Source organism: Nocardioides ginsengisoli (assembly GCF_039537225.1).
Taxonomy (GTDB): domain Bacteria; phylum Actinomycetota; class Actinomycetes; order Propionibacteriales; family Nocardioidaceae; genus Nocardioides; species Nocardioides ginsengisoli.
Map to the genome: position 1 here is coordinate 67,915 of NZ_BAABAC010000014.1, position 16,331 is coordinate 84,245.

Genomic DNA, 16,331 nt, shown 5'->3' on the forward strand with positions numbered 1-16,331 from the left:
ACCACACCATGATCTGGAATCTCGTCGAGATCGCCGTCCAGGTGGGACTCCTCTATGTCCCACTGGTGCTCGGCATCTACCTTGCGATGGGGGTGATGAGCCTCCCCGACCTGACCCTGCAGGGCTCGTTCGGCGTCGGCGGGTCGACCGCGGCGGTCCTCGCCGTCCACGGCCACGACCCCGTGGTCTCGCTCGCGCTCGCCATGGTGGCGGGCGCCGCGACCGGCCTGGTCACCGCGGTGCTGCACATGAAGCTGAAGCTCAACGTGCTGCTCGCGAGCATCCTCGTCGCCACCGCGGCGTACTCCATGTGCCTGGTCATCATGAGCTCCGGCAACGTCTCCCTGTTCGGTACGACGACCGCGTTCTCCTGGGCCGCGGACGCCGGCCTGACCTACCGCGCGGGCACGATCATCACCGGCGGCGTCATCGCCGCGCTGCTCGTCATGGCGCTGCTCTGGTTCCTGCGCACCGACTACGGGCTCTCCCTCGTCGCCACCGGCCAGAACATCCAGACCGCCCGCGGGCTCGGCGTCCGGACCGAGCTGCGCCAGGCCGTCGGCCTCGCGGTCGCCAACGCGCTCGCGGCGCTGTCCGGCGGGCTTGTCGTCCACAACCAGGGCTTCATGGACGTCACCATCCAGAACGGCGTCATCGTGATCGGACTCGCCGGCATGATGCTCGGCCTCAGCTTCACCCGCTCCGCGCGGGTGCTGCCGATCCTGCTGGCGCTCGTCGCGGGCGTGGTCGTCTACCGCTTCGCGGTCGCCACCTCGCTGCAGATCGGGCTCGACCCCAACCTGCTCCAGCTGCTGACCGCCGGCGTGGTGGTCGTCGTCATCGCCGTGCGCAGCCAGGGCCGCAGCTGGCTGAGCGCACTCACCGCGAGCGGCCGGCGTCAGCGCCGGATCGCCCGCACCCGGTACTACGAGGAGGACCGCGTTGCTAGCTTCATCTGACCTCAACCCCGACCTGCTGATGAGCGGGTGCACCAAGCGCTTCCTGGCGCCGGGCCGCGAGCTCGTCACGGCGGTCGACGACCTGAGCCTCGAGGTCGCCGCGGGCACCTTCGTCTCGATCATCGGCTCCAACGGCGCCGGCAAGTCGACGACGCTCGCCATGATCGCCGGCAACCTGCTGGCCGACGAGGGCCAGGTCCTCGTCCGCGGCCAGGACGTCACCACGCTGCCGTCGTGGCGCCGGATCGGCCTGGTCTCGCGGGTCCGGCAGAACCCGCAGGACAACATGGTGTCCAACCTGACGATCGAGGAGAACTTCGCGCTCGCCATGGCCGGACGACGCGGCCGGTTCCCGCTGCGTCGTACGTCGTCGGCCAAGGTGCGCGCCGCTGCGCAGGAGCTGCTCGAGCCGCTCGGCATGGGCCTGGAGAACCGGCTCGGCGCCGTCTCCGGGTCACTGTCCGGCGGACAGCGGCAGGCCATCGCCGTCGCCATGGCCTGCCTCGGCTCGCCCGCGCTGATGCTGCTCGACGAGCACGTCGCCGCGCTCGACCCGAACAGCGCGGCCCGCGTCAACGCCGCCACCGAGCGCCTCGTCCGCGAGCGCCGGATCACCACGCTCATGGTCACCCACGACATGAAACACGCGCTCGACCACGCCGACCGGCTGCTGATGATGCACCAGGGCCGGATCGTCGTCGACGTCTGCGGCGAGCAGCTGACCGACCTGACGCCGCGCGACCTGCAGCAGCGCTTCGCGGCGCTGTCCGGCGGCAGTCTGTCCGACTCGACCCTGCTCGCCGAGAGCAGTCCGACGTGAGCGCGCCCACGGTCACCCGAACGCCGCTGGTCGGGATCCGCAAGGCGATCGCCGAGCGGATGGCTCAGTCGCACGCACAGATCCCCGGTGTCCACGTCGTCGAGGAGTGCGATGTCACCCGGGTCGACATGCGGCTCCTGCTCGCCCACGTGTGCCGGGCGGTCGCTCGGCTGGCCGCGGATCATCCGCTGTTCAACGCGCACGTCGTCGACGACGAGATCCTCACGTACGACGAGGTGGCCGTCGGGTTCGCCGTCGACACGCCCCGTGGGCTCGTCGTACCGGTGCTGCGGGACCCGCTCGCCCACTCCCCCGAGGAGCTGACCGCCCAGGTCGCCGAGCGCGCCGAGCGCGCCCGGGCGGGCCGGATCGCGGCCCGCGACATCAGCGGCGCGACCGTCACGGTCACCAGCCCGGGCAGGAGCGGCGGCATCCTCGCGACGCCGCTCATCAACCCGCCGCAGACCGCGATCATCGGGCTGCACCGCGCGACCGACCGGGTCGTCGCGGTCGCCGGAGGCGTCGCCGTCCGCCGGATGCTCAACCTCACCGTCACCTTCGACCACCGGGTGATCGACGGAGCCGAGGCCGGCCGGTACGCCCGCGAGCTGCGGGCCCTCCTCGAGCCGGAGGCCTGATGGCCGACGAATCCATCCGGCCGGAGGGACGCAGGCTTCTCCGGCTGGAGGTCCGCAACGCGGAGACCCCGATCGAGCGGAAGCCTTCCTGGATCAAGACCAAGGCGAAGATGGGCCCGGAGTACACCGCCCTCCACAAGCTGGTGAAGTCCGAGGGACTCCACACCGTCTGCCAGGAAGCCGGCTGCCCCAACATCTTCGAGTGCTGGGAGGACAAGGAGGCCACCTTCCTCATCGGCGGCGACCAGTGCACCCGCCGCTGCGACTTCTGCCAGATCGACACCGGCAAGCCCCAGCCGCTCGACCGCGACGAGCCCCGGCGGGTCGCGGAGTCGGTGCGGACGATGGGCCTGAAGTACGCCACCATCACCGGCGTCGCGCGTGACGACCTCGCCGACGGCGGCGCCTGGCTGTACGCCGAGACGGTCCGCGCGATCCACGACCTCAATCCCGGCACTGGTGTCGAGAACCTGATCCCCGACTTCAACGGCCGGGCGGAGCTGCTGGCCGAGGTGTTCGCGTCGCGGCCCGAGGTGCTGGCGCACAACGTGGAGACGGTGCCGCGGATCTTCAAGCGGATCCGCCCCGGCTTCCGCTACGAGCGCTCGCTCGACGTCCTCACCCAGGCCCGCGCCTTCGGCCTGGTCACCAAGTCGAACCTGATCCTCGGCATGGGCGAGACCCGCGAGGAGATCTCCCAGGCCCTCCAGGACCTCCACGACGCCGGCTGCGAGCTGGTCACCATCACCCAGTACCTCCGCCCGAGCGTGCGCCACCACCCGGTCGAGCGGTGGGTCAAGCCCGAGGAGTTCGTCGAGCTGGCCGAGGAGGCCGAGGACATCGGCTTCGCCGGCGTCCTGTCCGGACCGCTGGTCCGGTCGTCGTACCGAGCGGGTCGGCTCTACGACACCGCCCGCCGCGCCCGCCGTGCCCTCCCGGCCCCGCTCGAGGAGGTCCGATGACCCTCACCGCCCGCCCCTGGCTGACCGAGCTCGAGCCGTACGCACCGGGCGCCAAGGCTCCGTCGGCCGACGGGTCACTGTCGTCCAACGAGTGCGCCCTGGGCGCGAGCCCGTACGTCGTCGACGCGGTGCTGCGCGAGGCGCGGCGGTCGCACCGCTACCCCGACGCGATGGCCGCCGACCTGCGCGCGGCGCTGGCCGAGCAGCACGGCGTGCTGGTCGAGCAGGTGCTGGTCGGGAACGGCTCCGACGAGCTGATCTTCCTGCTGGCGCTCGCCTTCCTCGCCGGCGGCGGGACCGCCGTCTGCGCCTCCCCCGCCTATCGCGTCGACGAGATCAGCACCCAGGTGGTCGGCGGCTCGGTCGTCTCGGTGCCGCTCGTCAACGACCGGCACGACCTCACCGCGATGGCCGAGGTCGCCGCCGACATCGCGCACGTCGTCAACCCGCACAACCCGACGGGCACCCTCGTGGCCCGCGACGAGATCCGCCGCTTCCGCGAGCGCTCGCGCGCCGGGCTGGTCGTCGTCGACGAGGCGTACGTCGACTTCGCCCCCGACCCGGCCGCCGCGACCGCCGTACCGCTCGTCGCCGACGGCGGGCTCGCCGTCCTGCGAACGTTCTCCAAGGCCCACGGCCTGGCCGGGCTGCGGGTGGGCTACCTGATCGCTCCGGCCGACGTGATCGCGACACTCAGCAGCATCCGCGCCCCCTTCTCCGTCAACCGGCTCGCCCAGGCGGCGGCGCTCGCCGCGCTGCGCGATCGCGAGCACCACGAGGCGGTCAGAGTCCACACGATCGACATGCGAGGCCGCGTGGGCGACCTCCTGACCCGCCACGGGTACGACGTGGTCCCCTCGCACGCGAACTTCGTGCTGGCGCGCGTGCCCGACGAAGCCGCCGCCGTACGACGTCTCGCTGACGCCGGCATCGCGGTCCGCCCGGGCAGCGCGCTCGGCGCCCCGGGCGCGATCCGGATCTCGGTCCCTGGCGAGGACGGCTGGCACCGGCTCCGGCAGGCTGTCGAGGCCTCACGCGGTTTGAGACCGGCTGGTCACACGCCCTGACCCGCGACCACGCTTGTAACTCGGTGTTCGTGCAACTACCACGGCGCTGTGACCCGTCATGACCCCGTGGTGGATGCACGGACACCGCGTTACATGGGCGGGCCGCCGACGCCTATGCGTCACGACGCGATGGGGCCGGGTTCACGCGCCCTGACCCGCGATCACCCTAGTAACTCGGTGTTCGTGCAACTACCACGGCGCTGTGACCCGTCATGACCCCGGGGTGGATGCACGGACACCGAGTTACATGGGCCGCCCGCGACCCCGTCCCGCCGCTCAGGCAGGAGCAGCGGCCGCCGGCTCAGCAGCAGCCGTGCCCGGCTCGGCCCCGGCCGCCGCCGCGGCGGCCGCAGCCAGGGGCCCCAGCGGCGCCGAGGCGCCGGCTTTGAGCATCCGCCGGAAGCGCGCCCGGTTGTAGGTCGCCGGCTCGGTCGTGGAGATGAAGTCGTCGAGCAGGCGCACGAACCGCTCCGGGTGGGTCTTGTGCGGGAAGTGGCCGGCATCGGGCAGCACCTCGACCCGGACGTCGGGCGCCAGCGCGGCCGCGTTCGACGCGTGCCGGACCGGGATCACCTGGTCATCACGGCCCCAGACGACGGCCATCGGCATCGCCTCGGAGAGATAGGCCCGGTCGGACATGGTCACGATCTGGCCGCGCCAGTCGATGACCGCGCGGACCAGGTGGCGGATCGCGAAGCGGGTACGCCGGTCCTTCCAGGACTCGACGATGTCGGCGACCTCGTCGAGGTCGCGGGTGTACTTGCGCAGCGGGCCGAGGTCGCCGTACCGGGCGGCGGCGCGCAGCGCCAGGGTCTCGGCGTGCCGGATGCCCGGCAGCGTCAGCATCCCCATCACCCGGAACCAGCCGGGCACCTGGATCAGCCGGATCATCGGCGTCACCTCGGGCCCGAGGCCACCCGTCGCGACGAGCATCACCCGCTGGGTGCGCTCGGGGAACTGGTAGGCGAACTGCATCGCGACGCCGCCGCCGAAGCTGTGGCCGACGACGGTCACCTTGTCGATGCCGAGGACGGTGAGCAGGTCGCGCATGCCGTTGGCGTAGCCGCCGAGGGTGTAGTCGGCGCGCGGCTTGTCGGACAGCCCGTGGCCGAGCAGGTCGGGCGCGATCACGGTGTAGCGCTGCGCGAGGTCGTCGATCACCGGCGACCACGTGGTGTGGTCGCACGCGAGGCCGTGGAGCAGCAGGAGCGCGGGGCCCTTGCCCTTCAGCACGTACGCGCGCCGCTTGCCGTGCAGGGTGACGTACTGGACGTCGTCCGTCGTCGCCATGGCCTCTCCTGTCTGGACGGCTCGTCGCGCTAACAGGTGCGAACTCCTGCTAGCAACCAGTCAACGATTCAACCATGCACGCCGACGGGCCGACACCCCGAACTCTCCGGACCACCGCGTTCTAGGCTGGGTGCATGTCCCCCATGGGCCGCTCGTCCCGGTCTGACGCCACCCAGCAGCTGCGTGCCGCCTCGGGCTCGCTGGGCACCGCCGCGATCGCCCGGATGGACGCCGATCTGCCGTGGTTCCGCGAGCTCACCGCCGAGGAGCGCTCCTGGGTCGGGATGATCGTCCAGGCGGGCGTCAAGGGCTTCGTCGACTGGTTCGCCGACGGCGGCGGCACCGACCCGCAGGACGACGAGGTGGTGCTGCACGTCTTCGGCGTGGCCCCGCGCGCGATGGCCGGCGTCATCGACCTCCACCAGACCGTCGACCTGATCAAGCTCACCATCGACGAGGTCGAGCGCAGCGTCGAGCGCCTCCTCGACCCGTCGGTGCTGCCCGACGTCCACGCCGCCGTGCTGCGCTACGGCCGCGAGGTCGCCTTCGCCACCGCCGAGGTCTACGCCCGCGCCGCCGAGGTCCGCGGCCGCTGGGACGCCCGCCTCGAGGCCCTCGCCGTCGACGCCGTCCTGCGCGCCGAGACCGACGAGTCGGTCCTGTCACGGGCCAGCGCCGTCGGCTGGTCCTCGCGCGGCGAGGTCGCCGTCGTCGTCGGTCCCGCCCCCGCCGAGGCCAATGGCGCCCAGAACGGGGTCTTCGAGGAGGTCCGCCGCGCCGCGGCCGACCAGGGCCTCGACGCACTGAGCGCCGTCCAGGGCCACCTGCTCGTCGTCATCCTCGGCGGCGTCACGGTGCCGGAGAAGGACGCCGCGGCCGTCGTCCACCTCTTCGGCGAGGGCGCCGTCGTCGTCGGCCCCGCCGCCTCCGACCTGGCCCAGGCCCACCGCTCCGCGAGCGTCGCCCTCGGCGCGCTGCGCGCCGCCGTCGGCTGGCCCGACGCCCCGCGCCCCGTCTCCGCCCACGACCTGCTCCCCGAGCGGATCCTCGCCGGCGACGACGTCGCCCGCGCCGAGGCGGTCGACGACATCTTCCGCCCGCTCAGCGTCGCCCGCGGCGAGCTGGTCGAGACCCTGGTCGCCTACTTCGCCAACGGCGCCGGCATCGAGGCCACCGCGCGTGCGCTGTTCGTCCACGCCAACACGGTCCGCTACCGCCTGGGACAGATCGCCGACCTGACCGGGCTCACGCCCGCCGTGCCGCGGGACGCATTGACGCTGCAGCTCGCTCTCATCCTAGGTCGACAAAACGGGGTCTGATCGGGTCGGTCGCCTACAGGCGCCGATGGGGCAGGAACCGCACGTCAGCGGGCAGAAACGTTGCGGTTTGGTCCCCAACCGCAATACCTCTTCCATCCACCGGAAGCCCAGCGGCCCCCACCCGACACCCCGGCTTGTGGGACCCCTACAAAGGCGCGCCGACAAGTTCGTGGACGGCGCAGGCGCGTTCCGACGCCCCCGCCCGGCACTCTGGACGTGTGCTCGTGATCGTGGCCCCCGGACAAGGCGCGCAGACCCCAGGCTTCCTCAGCCCCTGGCTGGAGGACCCGACGTTCGCCGCGCGGATCGACTGGCTCTCTGCCGTGGCGGGGCTCGACCTCGCCCACTACGGCACCGAGGCGGACGAGGACACCATCCGCGACACCAAGATCGCCCAGCCGCTGCTGGTCGCGTCCGGTCTGGTCGCGGCGCTGCAGCTCTACCCGCATCCCGCGGACGCCTACCGCGGCCTCGGCGCGGTCGCCGGTCACAGCGTCGGTGAGATCACCGCCGCCGTCGGCGCCCGCGTGATCACCGCCGAGCAGGCGATGGTCCTGGTCCGCGAGCGCGGCAACGCGATGGCCGCGGCCGCCGCGGTGACGCCGACCGGCATGACCGCCGTCCTCGGCGGCGACCGCGACGAGGTCCTCGCCGCGATCGAGGCGCAGGGCCTGACCGCCGCCAACGACAACGGCCCCGGCCAGATCGTCGCCGCCGGTACGACGGAGCAGCTCGCCGCCTTCGCCGAGGACGCGCCCAAGGGCGCCCGCCTGCGCCAGCTCTCGGTCGCCGGCGCCTTCCACTCGAAGCACATGGCGCCCGCCGTCGACCACGTGGCCAACCTGGCCCGCTCGGTCTCCACGCACGACCCGCGCACGCGCTTCATCACCAACTCCGACGGCACCGTCGTCCACGACGGCCGCGACGTGCTGACCCGGATCGTCGGTCAGATCGCGCGCCCGGTCCGCTGGGACCTGTGCCTCGAGACGATGGCCGACATCGGCGTCACCGGCATCCTCGAGATGCCGCCGGCCGGCACCCTGACCGGCATCGCCAAGCGCTACTTCAAGGGCCGTGGCATGGACGTCGAGACGTTCGCGCTCACCGGACCCGAGCAGCTCGACGAGGCCCGCGCGTTCTGCGGCCGCCACGCCGAGGCGTCCCTCATCGACAGCGCGCCCACGTGGCGGATGGTCGTCTCCCCCGCCAAGGGGCTGTTCCACCGCGACCAGGCCGCCGCCGACGCCGACCTCCTCGCCGCCGGTACGACGATCGGCGAGGTCGCCAGCCTGCGCGACCGGATCACGGTGACCGCCGCCCACGGCGGCCAGGTCGTCGAGTGGCTCGTCGAGGACGGCGACCCGGTCGCACCCGGCCAGCCCCTGCTCCGCCTGCACCCCGAGGTCGTCCCCGCATGAGCGCGACCCTGCGCACCGAGACCGGCGCCGCGCACGCCGCGATCCTCGGCGTCGGCGCCTACCGCCCGCGCCGCGTCGTCCCCAACGCCGAGATCATCGACGCGATCGACTCCAGCGACGAGTGGATCCAGCAGCGCTCGGGCATCAAGACCCGCCGCTTCGCCTCCGACGACGAGACCGTCGTCTCGATGAGCGTCTCGGCCTCCCAGGACGCGCTCGCCGCGGCCGGGATCGACGCCCGCCAGATCGACTGCGTCATCGTCGCCACGGTCAGCCACCTGCTGCAGACCCCGTCGGCCGCGACCATGATCGCCCACCAGCTCGGCACCGAGCAGGCGGCGGCCTTCGACATCTCCGCCGCGTGTGCGGGCTTCTGCCACGGCATCGCCCTCGCCAACGACATGGTGCGCGGCGGCAGCGCCGGCTACGCGCTGGTCATCGGCGTCGAGCGGCTCTCCGACATCACCGACCCCACCGACCGCGGTACGGCGTTCATCTTCGCCGACGGCGCCGGCGCGGTCGTGGTGGGCCCGTCCGAGACGCCGGGCATCGGCCCGGTCGTCTGGGGCTCCGACGGCGAGCACTACGACCACATCCGCACGCCCGACTGGCGCGACGTCCTCGCCTCCGGCGAGCCGACCATGCCGTGCCTGTCGATGAAGGGCAACGAGGTCTTCCGCTGGGCGTCGTACGGGATGGCCAAGGTCGCCCAGCAGGCCCTCGACAGCGCCGGCATCACCGCCGACCAGCTCGACTGCTTCGTGCCCCACCAGGCCAACAACCGGATCACCGACGCGATGGCCCGCTCGCTGCGGCTGCCGCCCTCGGTCCGGATCGCCCGCGACATCATCGACGCCGGCAACACCTCCGCCGCCTCGGTCCCGATGGCGCTCCAGCGGATGATCGAGGACGGCGACGCGAAGTCCGGCGACGTCGCCCTGCTCATCGCCTTCGGCGCCGGCCTGGCGTACGCCGCCCAGGTCGTCGTCGTCCCCTGACGGGCCGCGCGCCCGCCCACGATTCAGCACCACCCAGCACCATCTCACAACACGGGAGAAACCAAGAATGAGCACCGAAGAGATCCGCGCCGCCCTCGCCGAGATCGTCAACGAGGTCGCCGGCATCCCGGCCGACAGCGTTCAGCTGGACAAGTCCTTCAGCGACGACCTCGACGTCGACTCGCTCTCCATGGTCGAGGTCGTCGTCGAGGCCGAGGAGAAGTTCGGCGTCACCATCCCCGACGACGAGGTCAAGAACCTCAAGACCGTCGGCGACGCCGTCGCCTACATCGAGCGCAACCGCGCCGCCTGATCACGAACCGGTAGGAGACCAACAGCCATGTCCCGCACTCGTGTCGTCGTCACCGGCCTGGGCACCACCAGCCCGCTCGGCGGCGATGTCGCCAGCACCTGGGAGGGCCTGATCGCCGGTCGTTCGGGGGTACGTCCCCTCGGCGACATGGCTGAGGGTCTCCCCGTCAAGATCGCCGGTACGGCCGCCGTCGACCCCGCCGAGGTCCTCGACCGCGTCGTTGCCCGTCGCCTCGACCGCTCCTCGCAGCTCGCCCTCGTGGCGGCGCTCGAGGCGTGGGCCGACTCCGGGCTCGACGCCGTCAAGGAGGCAGGCGAGCTCGACGGCGACCGTTTCGGCGTCGCCTTCGCCTCGGGCATCGGCGGCGTCCACACGCTACTGTCCAACCACGAGGTCCTCCTCGAGAAGGGGCCGCGCCGGGTCTCCCCGATCGCGGTGCCCATGCTCATGGCCAACGCCCCGGCCGCGACCATCAGCCTCAAGCTCGGCGCCCGCGGCCCGGTCAACACGCCGGTCTCCGCCTGCGCGTCCGGCAACGAGGCGGTCTCGCTGGCCGCCGACCAGATCCGGCTCGGCCGGGTCGACGTCGCCATCGCCGGCGGCACCGAGGCGGCCATCCACCCGCTGCCGATCGCTGCCTTCGCGAACATGATGGCCCTGTCGAAGAACGACGGCGACCCGACCACCGTGTCGCGCCCGTTCGACACCGCCCGCGACGGCTTCGTGCTCGGTGAGGGCGCCGGCGCCCTCGTCCTCGAGTCCCTCGCGCACGCCCAGGCGCGGGGCGCCCGGATCTACGGCGAGGTCCTCGGCACCGGCATCACCGCCGACGCCCACGACATCGCCCAGCCCGACCCCGCCGGTCGTGGCGGCGCCCGCGCGATCCGCGCCGCCGTCCAGGACGCCGGCGTCAGCCCGAGCGACATCGTCCACGTCAACGCGCACGCGACCTCCACCCCGCAGGGTGACGTCGCCGAGTCGCTGATGCTGCACGCCGTCCTCGGCTCGGCCGCCAACGACCTCGTCGTGTCGGCCACCAAGTCGATGACCGGTCACCTGCTCGGTGGCGCCGGTGCGCTCGAGGCGGTCGCCACCGTGCTGGCGATCCACCACCGCACCGCTCCCCCGACCATCAACCTCGACGAGCAGGACCCCCGGGTCGAGCTCGACGTCGCGACGAAGCCGCGGGACCTCCCGCTCGGCGACATCGCGGCGATCAACAACTCCTTCGGCTTCGGCGGCGCCAACGTCGCCGTCGTCTTCGGCTCGGTGAGCTGACCTTGGCGTCAGCCCCGACCGCAACCAGCGCCGCGAAGCCGGCCCGAGAGGACGACCCCCGTCACCCTCTCCGTCGGCTGAGCGCGCTCCTCGATCCAGGGTCGCTGGAACTCCTCCCGTCCGGCGACCCTGACTGCGGGATGATGGCCGCGACCGGCACGGTCGACGGCGCCCGCGTGGTGGCGTTCTGCTCGGACGCGACCGTCATGGGTGGCGCGATGGGCAACGACGGCTGCACCGTGGTCGTCGATGCCTACCACCGCGCACTCACCGACCGCATCCCGATCATCGGGCTGTGGCACTCCGGTGGTGCGCGTCTTGCCGAGGGCGTGCTCTCCCTGCACGCCGTCGGCCGGATCTTCGAGGTGATGACCCGGGCCTCCGGCGTCATCCCCCAGATCTCGGTGGTGCTCGGCCCGGCCGCCGGTGGCGCGGCGTACGGCCCGGCCCTGACCGACGTCGTGATCCTCGGCCCCGAGGGCCGGATCTTCGTCACCGGTCCCGAGGTCGTCCGCTCGGTGACGGGCGAGGCGGTCGACATGCTGCGCCTGGGCGGCCCCGAGCCGCACGGCCGCCGCTCCGGCGTCGTCCACGTCGTCACCACCTCCGAGGAGCAGGCGCTCGGCAAGGCCCGCTCGGTCGCCGCGCTCGTCGGCGCACAGGGTCGTCTCGACGCGACCGCCGTCCCCGACCAGGACCTCGGCGCCCTGCTCCCCGACAACCGCAAGCGCGCCTACGACGTGCACCCGCTCGTCGAGGGCATCCTCGACGCCGACACGACGGTCGAGCTGCACGCCGGCTGGGCGCCGAATATCGTCACCGCCCTGGGGCGCCTCGGCGGCCGCACGGTCGGCGTCGTCGCCAACAACCCGCTGCGTCTCGGCGGCTGCCTCGACTCCCCGTCCGCAGAGAAGGCCGCCCGCTTCGTGCGGATGTGCGACGCCTTCGGCATCCCACTGGTCGTCGTGGTCGACGTCCCCGGCTACCTGCCCGGCGTCGGCCAGGAGTGGGACGGCGTCGTCCGCCGCGGCGCCAAGCTGCTCCACGCCTTCGCCGAGTGCGAGGTCCCCCGCGTCACGCTGGTGACCCGCAAGTCGTACGGCGGCGCCTACATCGCGATGAACTCCCGCTCGCTCGGCGCCACCAAGGTGTTCGCCTGGCCGGGCGCCGAGATCGCCGTCATGGGCCCGCTCGCCGCCATCCGGATCCTGCACCGCCGCCGGCTCGCCGAGGTGGCCCCGGAGCTGCGCGACCAGGTCGAGGCCGAGCTCGCCGAGGAGCACGAGCGGATCGCCGGCGGCGTCGAGCGCGCCGTCGAGATCGGCGTCGTCGACGAGATCGTCGACCCGGCCAGCACCCGCTCCGCGCTCGCGGCCGCCCTCGTCGAGGCGGTCCACGCGCAGGGCGTGCGCCGTGGCGCGCACGGCAACATCCCGCTCTGACGCACCCGCAACGCACAAGCGCCCCGGCTCGATCATTCGAGCCGGGGCGCTTGCCTTGGTTCCAGGGGCGGGTCAGACGACCTGGTGCAGCCAGCGGACCGGCGCACCCTCTCCGGCGTGCCGGAAGGTCTCCAGCTCGTCGTCCCACTGCTTGCCGAGCAGCTTGTCGATCTCGTTCTCGAGGGTGACCTCACCGAGCGCCGAGCGCACCACGGCCGCCTTGAGCCGGTCCTCGGGGATCATGATGTCCCCGTGGATGCCGGTCACTGCGTGGAAGACGCCGAGATCAGGCGTGTACGAGTAGCGGGCGCCCTCGGTGGAGGACGTCGGCTCCTCGGTGATCTCGAAGCGCAGGTGGTTCCAGCCGCGCAGCGCGGAGGCCATCTCGGCCGCCGCTCCCGCCTTGCCGGTCCAGGAGAACTCGCACCGATAGCTGCCCGACTGCGCCGGCTGGGGTGTCCAGTCCGGGCTCACGGGTACGCCGAGCACACCGCCCACAGCCCACTCGATGTGCGGGCACAGCGCGGACGGCGCGGAGTGGACGTAGAAGACGCCCCTGGTTGCACTCATGCTTCCGGACACCACGAACTCCTCGACTCTCCCTACCTCCGGCGCGAGATACGCCTTCCCCAGCGGTCTCTTCGGAGGTCCTCGTCGTCTCGGAGCCGGTCGACCAGCGCCTGAGTGACGCATGTGCGGTTGTGTTGCCCATTGTGGCGCATGGGACGCCCTGTTTCCAGCGTATCCGGGCGTGTTCTGAGGCTACTGCCCCAGCGCGAGGAGCTCCTCCATCACCTTCTGGGCGATCCCGAGACCACCGAGGTGGCTCTCGCCGTCGATCACGGTCATCGTGGCGGTCGGGAGCCGGTCGACGCAATGCTGACCGTGCCGGAACGGGACGATGTGGTCGTCGTCCCCGTGCCACCAGCGGACGGGGACCTTCACCTCGTCGAGCCGGAAGCCCCACTCCCGGGTGAACAGCAGCAGGTCGGCCAGCGGAGCCGAGGTCTGGAACCGGCTTCCGTTGAGCAGGTCGTCGAGGAACATCGCCTTGAACTCCGGGCGCCCGAGCAGGTTCTTGTCGCCGGGCGGCTGGACGGCGGCGTAGAGGTCGAGCGCCGGCCCCGCCAGCGGCTTCACGGTGCGGATCGCGCCGGTCAGCGCCACGCCCAGCGGCACCCGGGTCGCGGCGAGCAGCGGCGCCGCGTGGACGGCGAGCTGGATGATGCCGCCCTCGGCGGCGTCCGGCCCCCGCGTCGGCGCCACGCCGCCCAGGACGCCCACGCCGTGCACCCGGTCCGGCATTGCTGCCCCCGCTGCCAGGGCGTACGGCCCACCGCCGGACAGCCCGATCACCCGCAGCGTGTCGATCGCCAGCGCGTCGAGCAGGAGCAACAGGTCCTCGGTCCAGTCCAGGATGCTCGGATAGAGGTACGGCGACGACGAGCCGATGCCCGGCCGGTCGATCCCGATGATCCGGACGCCGGCCTCCGCGGCGTACTCCCGCGCGTCGACCGGGATCTGCCGCCGCGCTCCCGGCGTCCCGTGCATCCACACGATCGCGGGCCCCCGGGGCGACCCGTACTCCGCGAAGCTGATCCGCCTGCCGTCGCGGACCGCGACACTGCCCTCCAGCGTCGGCCGCTTGGGCTGCTCGGGGATCCGCACTCCGGGGAACGTCATGCGCAGGAGTGTGACAGGTTCTAGAACCATCCGATGGGGCATCCCGCGGATGCCCTAGGGTGCGGGCATGACTGAGGGGGGCTCCACCCGCGGTACTACGTCCGTGCCCGGCAAACGCAAGGCCGAGCGCCCCAAGCGGGGACGCCGCCCGAGCGAGCCCGGCCCTCCGCCGGTGAGCCGACGGCCGGGCGCCCGCGCCACCGCGAAGACAGGCGGCGCGCTCAGCTCCCCGCCGCTCCCCCGCCCGTCGTTCTCGGCGAAGACCTGGCGCTACCTCGCGCTCGGCGTCGCGGTCGTCCTCGGCATCGGCTGGCTGGTCTGGTACGCGCTGACCCCCGACAGGCTCCCGACGACCACCAAGACGGTCAACGCCAGTGGAGTCGTGGGCCAGCCCCTCTACATCGGCATGTTCGCGCCCACCAAGGACTTCGACCGCACCATCCGGATCTCCGGCGTCCGGGTGCACACGACCGCCGACGTGAAGCTGAAGGTCACTCCCCTGCTGTGCCGGCGCGGCACGGTCGGGGTGACGACGAAGCCCGAGCAGTTCTGTGCCGAGCTGGTCAACCCCGAGGGCCAGCGCTTCACGGCCGGCGACTCGATCGTCGTACGGGTCGACTCGGACGTCGCGGCGCTCGCGGTCATCGACCGGATCAAGATCGCCTATCGCGAGGACATCCGGTGGGACACCCAGCCCGCCGGCTACCAGCAGGCGCTGGTGACCGTCGCCGGACGCCCGGAGGCGACCGGCGACGGCCAGTAGCTCGGGAGCTCGGGAGCTCAGTCCTCCGCGCTGCGGTCGACCCGCTTCTCGAGGGACTCCGCGCGCTCGGCCGCGTCGGTGTACTCCTCCGCGTCGATCGCGTTCGTCTTGTGGAACCAGGTAAGCGCGTCGCTGAGGCGGCCCGCGGCCTCGAGCGTGTCGGCGTACGCATAGCGCAGCCGGACTACCCACGCCTCACGGCTCTTGCTGTTGATCGGCGACACCTCGAGGGTGCGCAGCGCGGCGTCCATCTGACCGAGGTCGCGGCGGGCGCCGGCCTCGACGATGGTCATCTCCGCCTTGGCCGCCGGCACGAACCGGACCACGGCCGGGCTCTTCGCCAGCTCCAGGGCGCGCGTCGGGTTGCCGAGCGCCCGGTGGCAGTCGGCCATGATCGGCAGGTACGCCGTCGCGCCGTTCATCCGCTTCGCCGCGCGCAGCTCGGCGAGCGCCTCGGCGTAGTGACCGGCCGCGTAGGCCGCCTCGCCGACAGCCTCACGCACCACGGCGATCCGCGACGCCCGCGCCTTGGCGGCCAGCGCGTGCTGGTAGGCCGTCTCCGGCTCGTCGTCGACGAGCTGGCCAGCAGCGGCCAGGTGGCGCGCCACGCGGGACGCGAGCTTCTCGGGGAGGCCCTTGAGGTGGGCACGCACCGACGCGCTCAGCTCGGCGCCGGTGATGTCGTCGGGCAGCGGCGGGCCGTCGTAGATGGCCTGCGCCTCGGACCGGTCCATCCGCTCGGCGCGCTCGAAGCGCTCCGCGCGGTCGCGGGGCCCTCGGCGCTCGCCGTCACGGGGACCCTTGCGCTCGCCGTCGCGGGGACCCTTGTCCCAGGCTCCCTTGCGATCCGACGCGGCGCGCGGCGCGCGCTTCTTGTCGTCACCGGGCTTGCCGCTGCGGCCGGCGCTCGAGGCGCCCGGCTTGCGGTCACGGTCATAGGGCTTGCGATCGCGATCGCCGGGCTTGCGATCGCGATCGCCGGGCTTGCGATCGCGATCGCCGGGCTTGCGATCGCGATCGCCGGGCTTGCCGTCGCGCTCGTACGGCTTGCGGTCGCGGTCGTAGGGCTTGCCGCTGCTGCTCCGGCTGTCGGAGCTCTTGCGGGCACCACCACCACTCTGGGGGCGACCGCTGCTCTGGGGACGGCCGCTTCCGCTGCCCTGACGGGGCCCGCCCTTGCGGGGGGCCGGTGAGCCGTCGCCACGGCCTCGCTGGTCTGCCACGTCAGTCTCCTCCGACGTCGTCGAATCGCTATTGAAAAGTACAGGTACAAAACAGAGTAGAGGCCACCCGAAGGTGGCCTCTACCTGAAAGTATGTCCGGCGGCGTCCTACTCTCCCACATCCTCTCGGTTGCAGTACCATCGGCGCTGGCAGGCTTA

Annotated in this window: 16 protein-coding genes; 12 read left to right on the forward strand and 4 right to left on the reverse strand. The window is 72.4% G+C overall.

Going from position 1 to position 16,331, the window contains the following annotated elements:
* Positions 1-8: 8 nt before the first annotated feature.
* Genes AB4880_RS08305 through hisC form a run of 5 tightly spaced genes read left to right on the forward strand, consistent with a single transcriptional unit; the run spans position 9 to position 4,446 of the window.
* A complete protein-coding gene (locus tag AB4880_RS08305) occupies positions 9-959 on the forward strand; it encodes an ABC transporter permease (protein ID WP_367918743.1) in 951 nt (316 codons plus the stop codon).
* Positions 943-1,779, forward strand: a complete 837-nt coding sequence (locus AB4880_RS08310) for an ABC transporter ATP-binding protein (RefSeq protein ID WP_367918744.1) — start codon at positions 943-945, stop codon at positions 1,777-1,779. Before AB4880_RS08305 ends, AB4880_RS08310 begins: the two co-directional genes overlap by 17 nt.
* Positions 1,776-2,417 (forward strand): 2-oxo acid dehydrogenase subunit E2, encoded by a 642-nt coding sequence (locus tag AB4880_RS08315; RefSeq protein WP_367918745.1) that lies wholly within the window; start codon positions 1,776-1,778, stop codon positions 2,415-2,417. Before AB4880_RS08310 ends, AB4880_RS08315 begins: the two co-directional genes overlap by 4 nt.
* Positions 2,417-3,379, forward strand: coding sequence for a lipoyl synthase (gene lipA, locus AB4880_RS08320; RefSeq protein ID WP_367918746.1), 963 nt, complete (start codon positions 2,417-2,419; stop codon positions 3,377-3,379). The genes AB4880_RS08315 and lipA overlap by 1 nt, the downstream gene beginning before the upstream one ends.
* Positions 3,376-4,446 (forward strand): histidinol-phosphate transaminase, encoded by a 1,071-nt coding sequence (gene hisC, locus AB4880_RS08325; protein ID WP_367918747.1) that lies wholly within the window; start codon positions 3,376-3,378, stop codon positions 4,444-4,446. Before lipA ends, hisC begins: the two co-directional genes overlap by 4 nt.
* A 276-nt stretch (positions 4,447-4,722) precedes the next feature.
* On the opposite strand, the gene AB4880_RS08330 is transcribed toward hisC, so the two are convergent.
* Positions 4,723-5,736: an alpha/beta fold hydrolase gene (locus tag AB4880_RS08330; protein WP_367918748.1), complete on the reverse strand. Its 1,014-nt coding sequence runs from the start codon at positions 5,734-5,736 to the stop codon at positions 4,723-4,725.
* A 134-nt stretch (positions 5,737-5,870) separates the two neighbouring features.
* Between AB4880_RS08330 and AB4880_RS08335 the strand changes: the two genes are divergently transcribed.
* The 6 genes from AB4880_RS08335 (at position 5,871) to AB4880_RS08360 (ending at position 12,504) form a co-directional block, all read left to right on the forward strand.
* Positions 5,871-7,055, forward strand: a complete 1,185-nt coding sequence (locus AB4880_RS08335; RefSeq protein ID WP_367918749.1) for a PucR family transcriptional regulator — start codon at positions 5,871-5,873, stop codon at positions 7,053-7,055.
* Between the two features lie 230 nt (positions 7,056-7,285).
* Entirely contained in the window at positions 7,286-8,473 is a 1,188-nt protein-coding gene (locus tag AB4880_RS08340) for an acyltransferase domain-containing protein (protein WP_367918750.1), read from the forward strand.
* Entirely contained in the window at positions 8,470-9,471 is a 1,002-nt protein-coding gene (locus tag AB4880_RS08345; protein ID WP_367918751.1) for a beta-ketoacyl-ACP synthase III, read from the forward strand. The genes AB4880_RS08340 and AB4880_RS08345 overlap by 4 nt, the downstream gene beginning before the upstream one ends.
* Positions 9,472-9,538: 67 nt before the next feature.
* Positions 9,539-9,784: an acyl carrier protein gene (locus tag AB4880_RS08350; RefSeq protein WP_141799363.1), complete on the forward strand. Its 246-nt coding sequence runs from the start codon at positions 9,539-9,541 to the stop codon at positions 9,782-9,784.
* 27 nt (positions 9,785-9,811) lie between these two features.
* Positions 9,812-11,062 carry a beta-ketoacyl-[acyl-carrier-protein] synthase family protein gene (locus AB4880_RS08355; RefSeq protein WP_367918752.1) on the forward strand — a complete coding sequence of 417 codons (1,251 nt, stop codon included), beginning with the start codon at positions 9,812-9,814 and terminating at the stop codon, positions 11,060-11,062.
* Between the two features lie 140 nt (positions 11,063-11,202).
* Complete coding sequence (locus tag AB4880_RS08360; RefSeq protein ID WP_437440495.1) at positions 11,203-12,504, forward strand: acyl-CoA carboxylase subunit beta; 1,302 nt, start codon at positions 11,203-11,205, stop codon at positions 12,502-12,504.
* Positions 12,505-12,576: 72 nt separating this feature from the next.
* On the opposite strand, the gene AB4880_RS08365 is transcribed toward AB4880_RS08360, so the two are convergent.
* On the reverse strand, positions 12,577-13,074 hold the full coding sequence (locus tag AB4880_RS08365) for a DUF3145 domain-containing protein (protein WP_367918754.1): 498 nt from the start codon (positions 13,072-13,074) through the stop codon (positions 12,577-12,579).
* A gap of 192 nt (positions 13,075-13,266) precedes the next feature.
* Positions 13,267-14,187 (reverse strand): alpha/beta fold hydrolase, encoded by a 921-nt coding sequence (locus AB4880_RS08370; RefSeq protein WP_367918755.1) that lies wholly within the window; start codon positions 14,185-14,187, stop codon positions 13,267-13,269.
* Between the two features lie 67 nt (positions 14,188-14,254).
* Between AB4880_RS08370 and AB4880_RS08375 the strand changes: the two genes are divergently transcribed.
* Positions 14,255-14,950, forward strand: coding sequence for a hypothetical protein (locus AB4880_RS08375; RefSeq protein ID WP_367918756.1), 696 nt, complete (start codon positions 14,255-14,257; stop codon positions 14,948-14,950).
* Positions 14,951-14,967: 17 nt separating this feature from the next.
* Here AB4880_RS08375 and AB4880_RS08380 read toward each other — a convergent pair whose 3' ends face one another.
* Entirely contained in the window at positions 14,968-16,173 is a 1,206-nt protein-coding gene (locus AB4880_RS08380) for a tetratricopeptide repeat protein (protein WP_367918757.1), read from the reverse strand.
* Positions 16,174-16,331 lie beyond the last annotated feature (158 nt).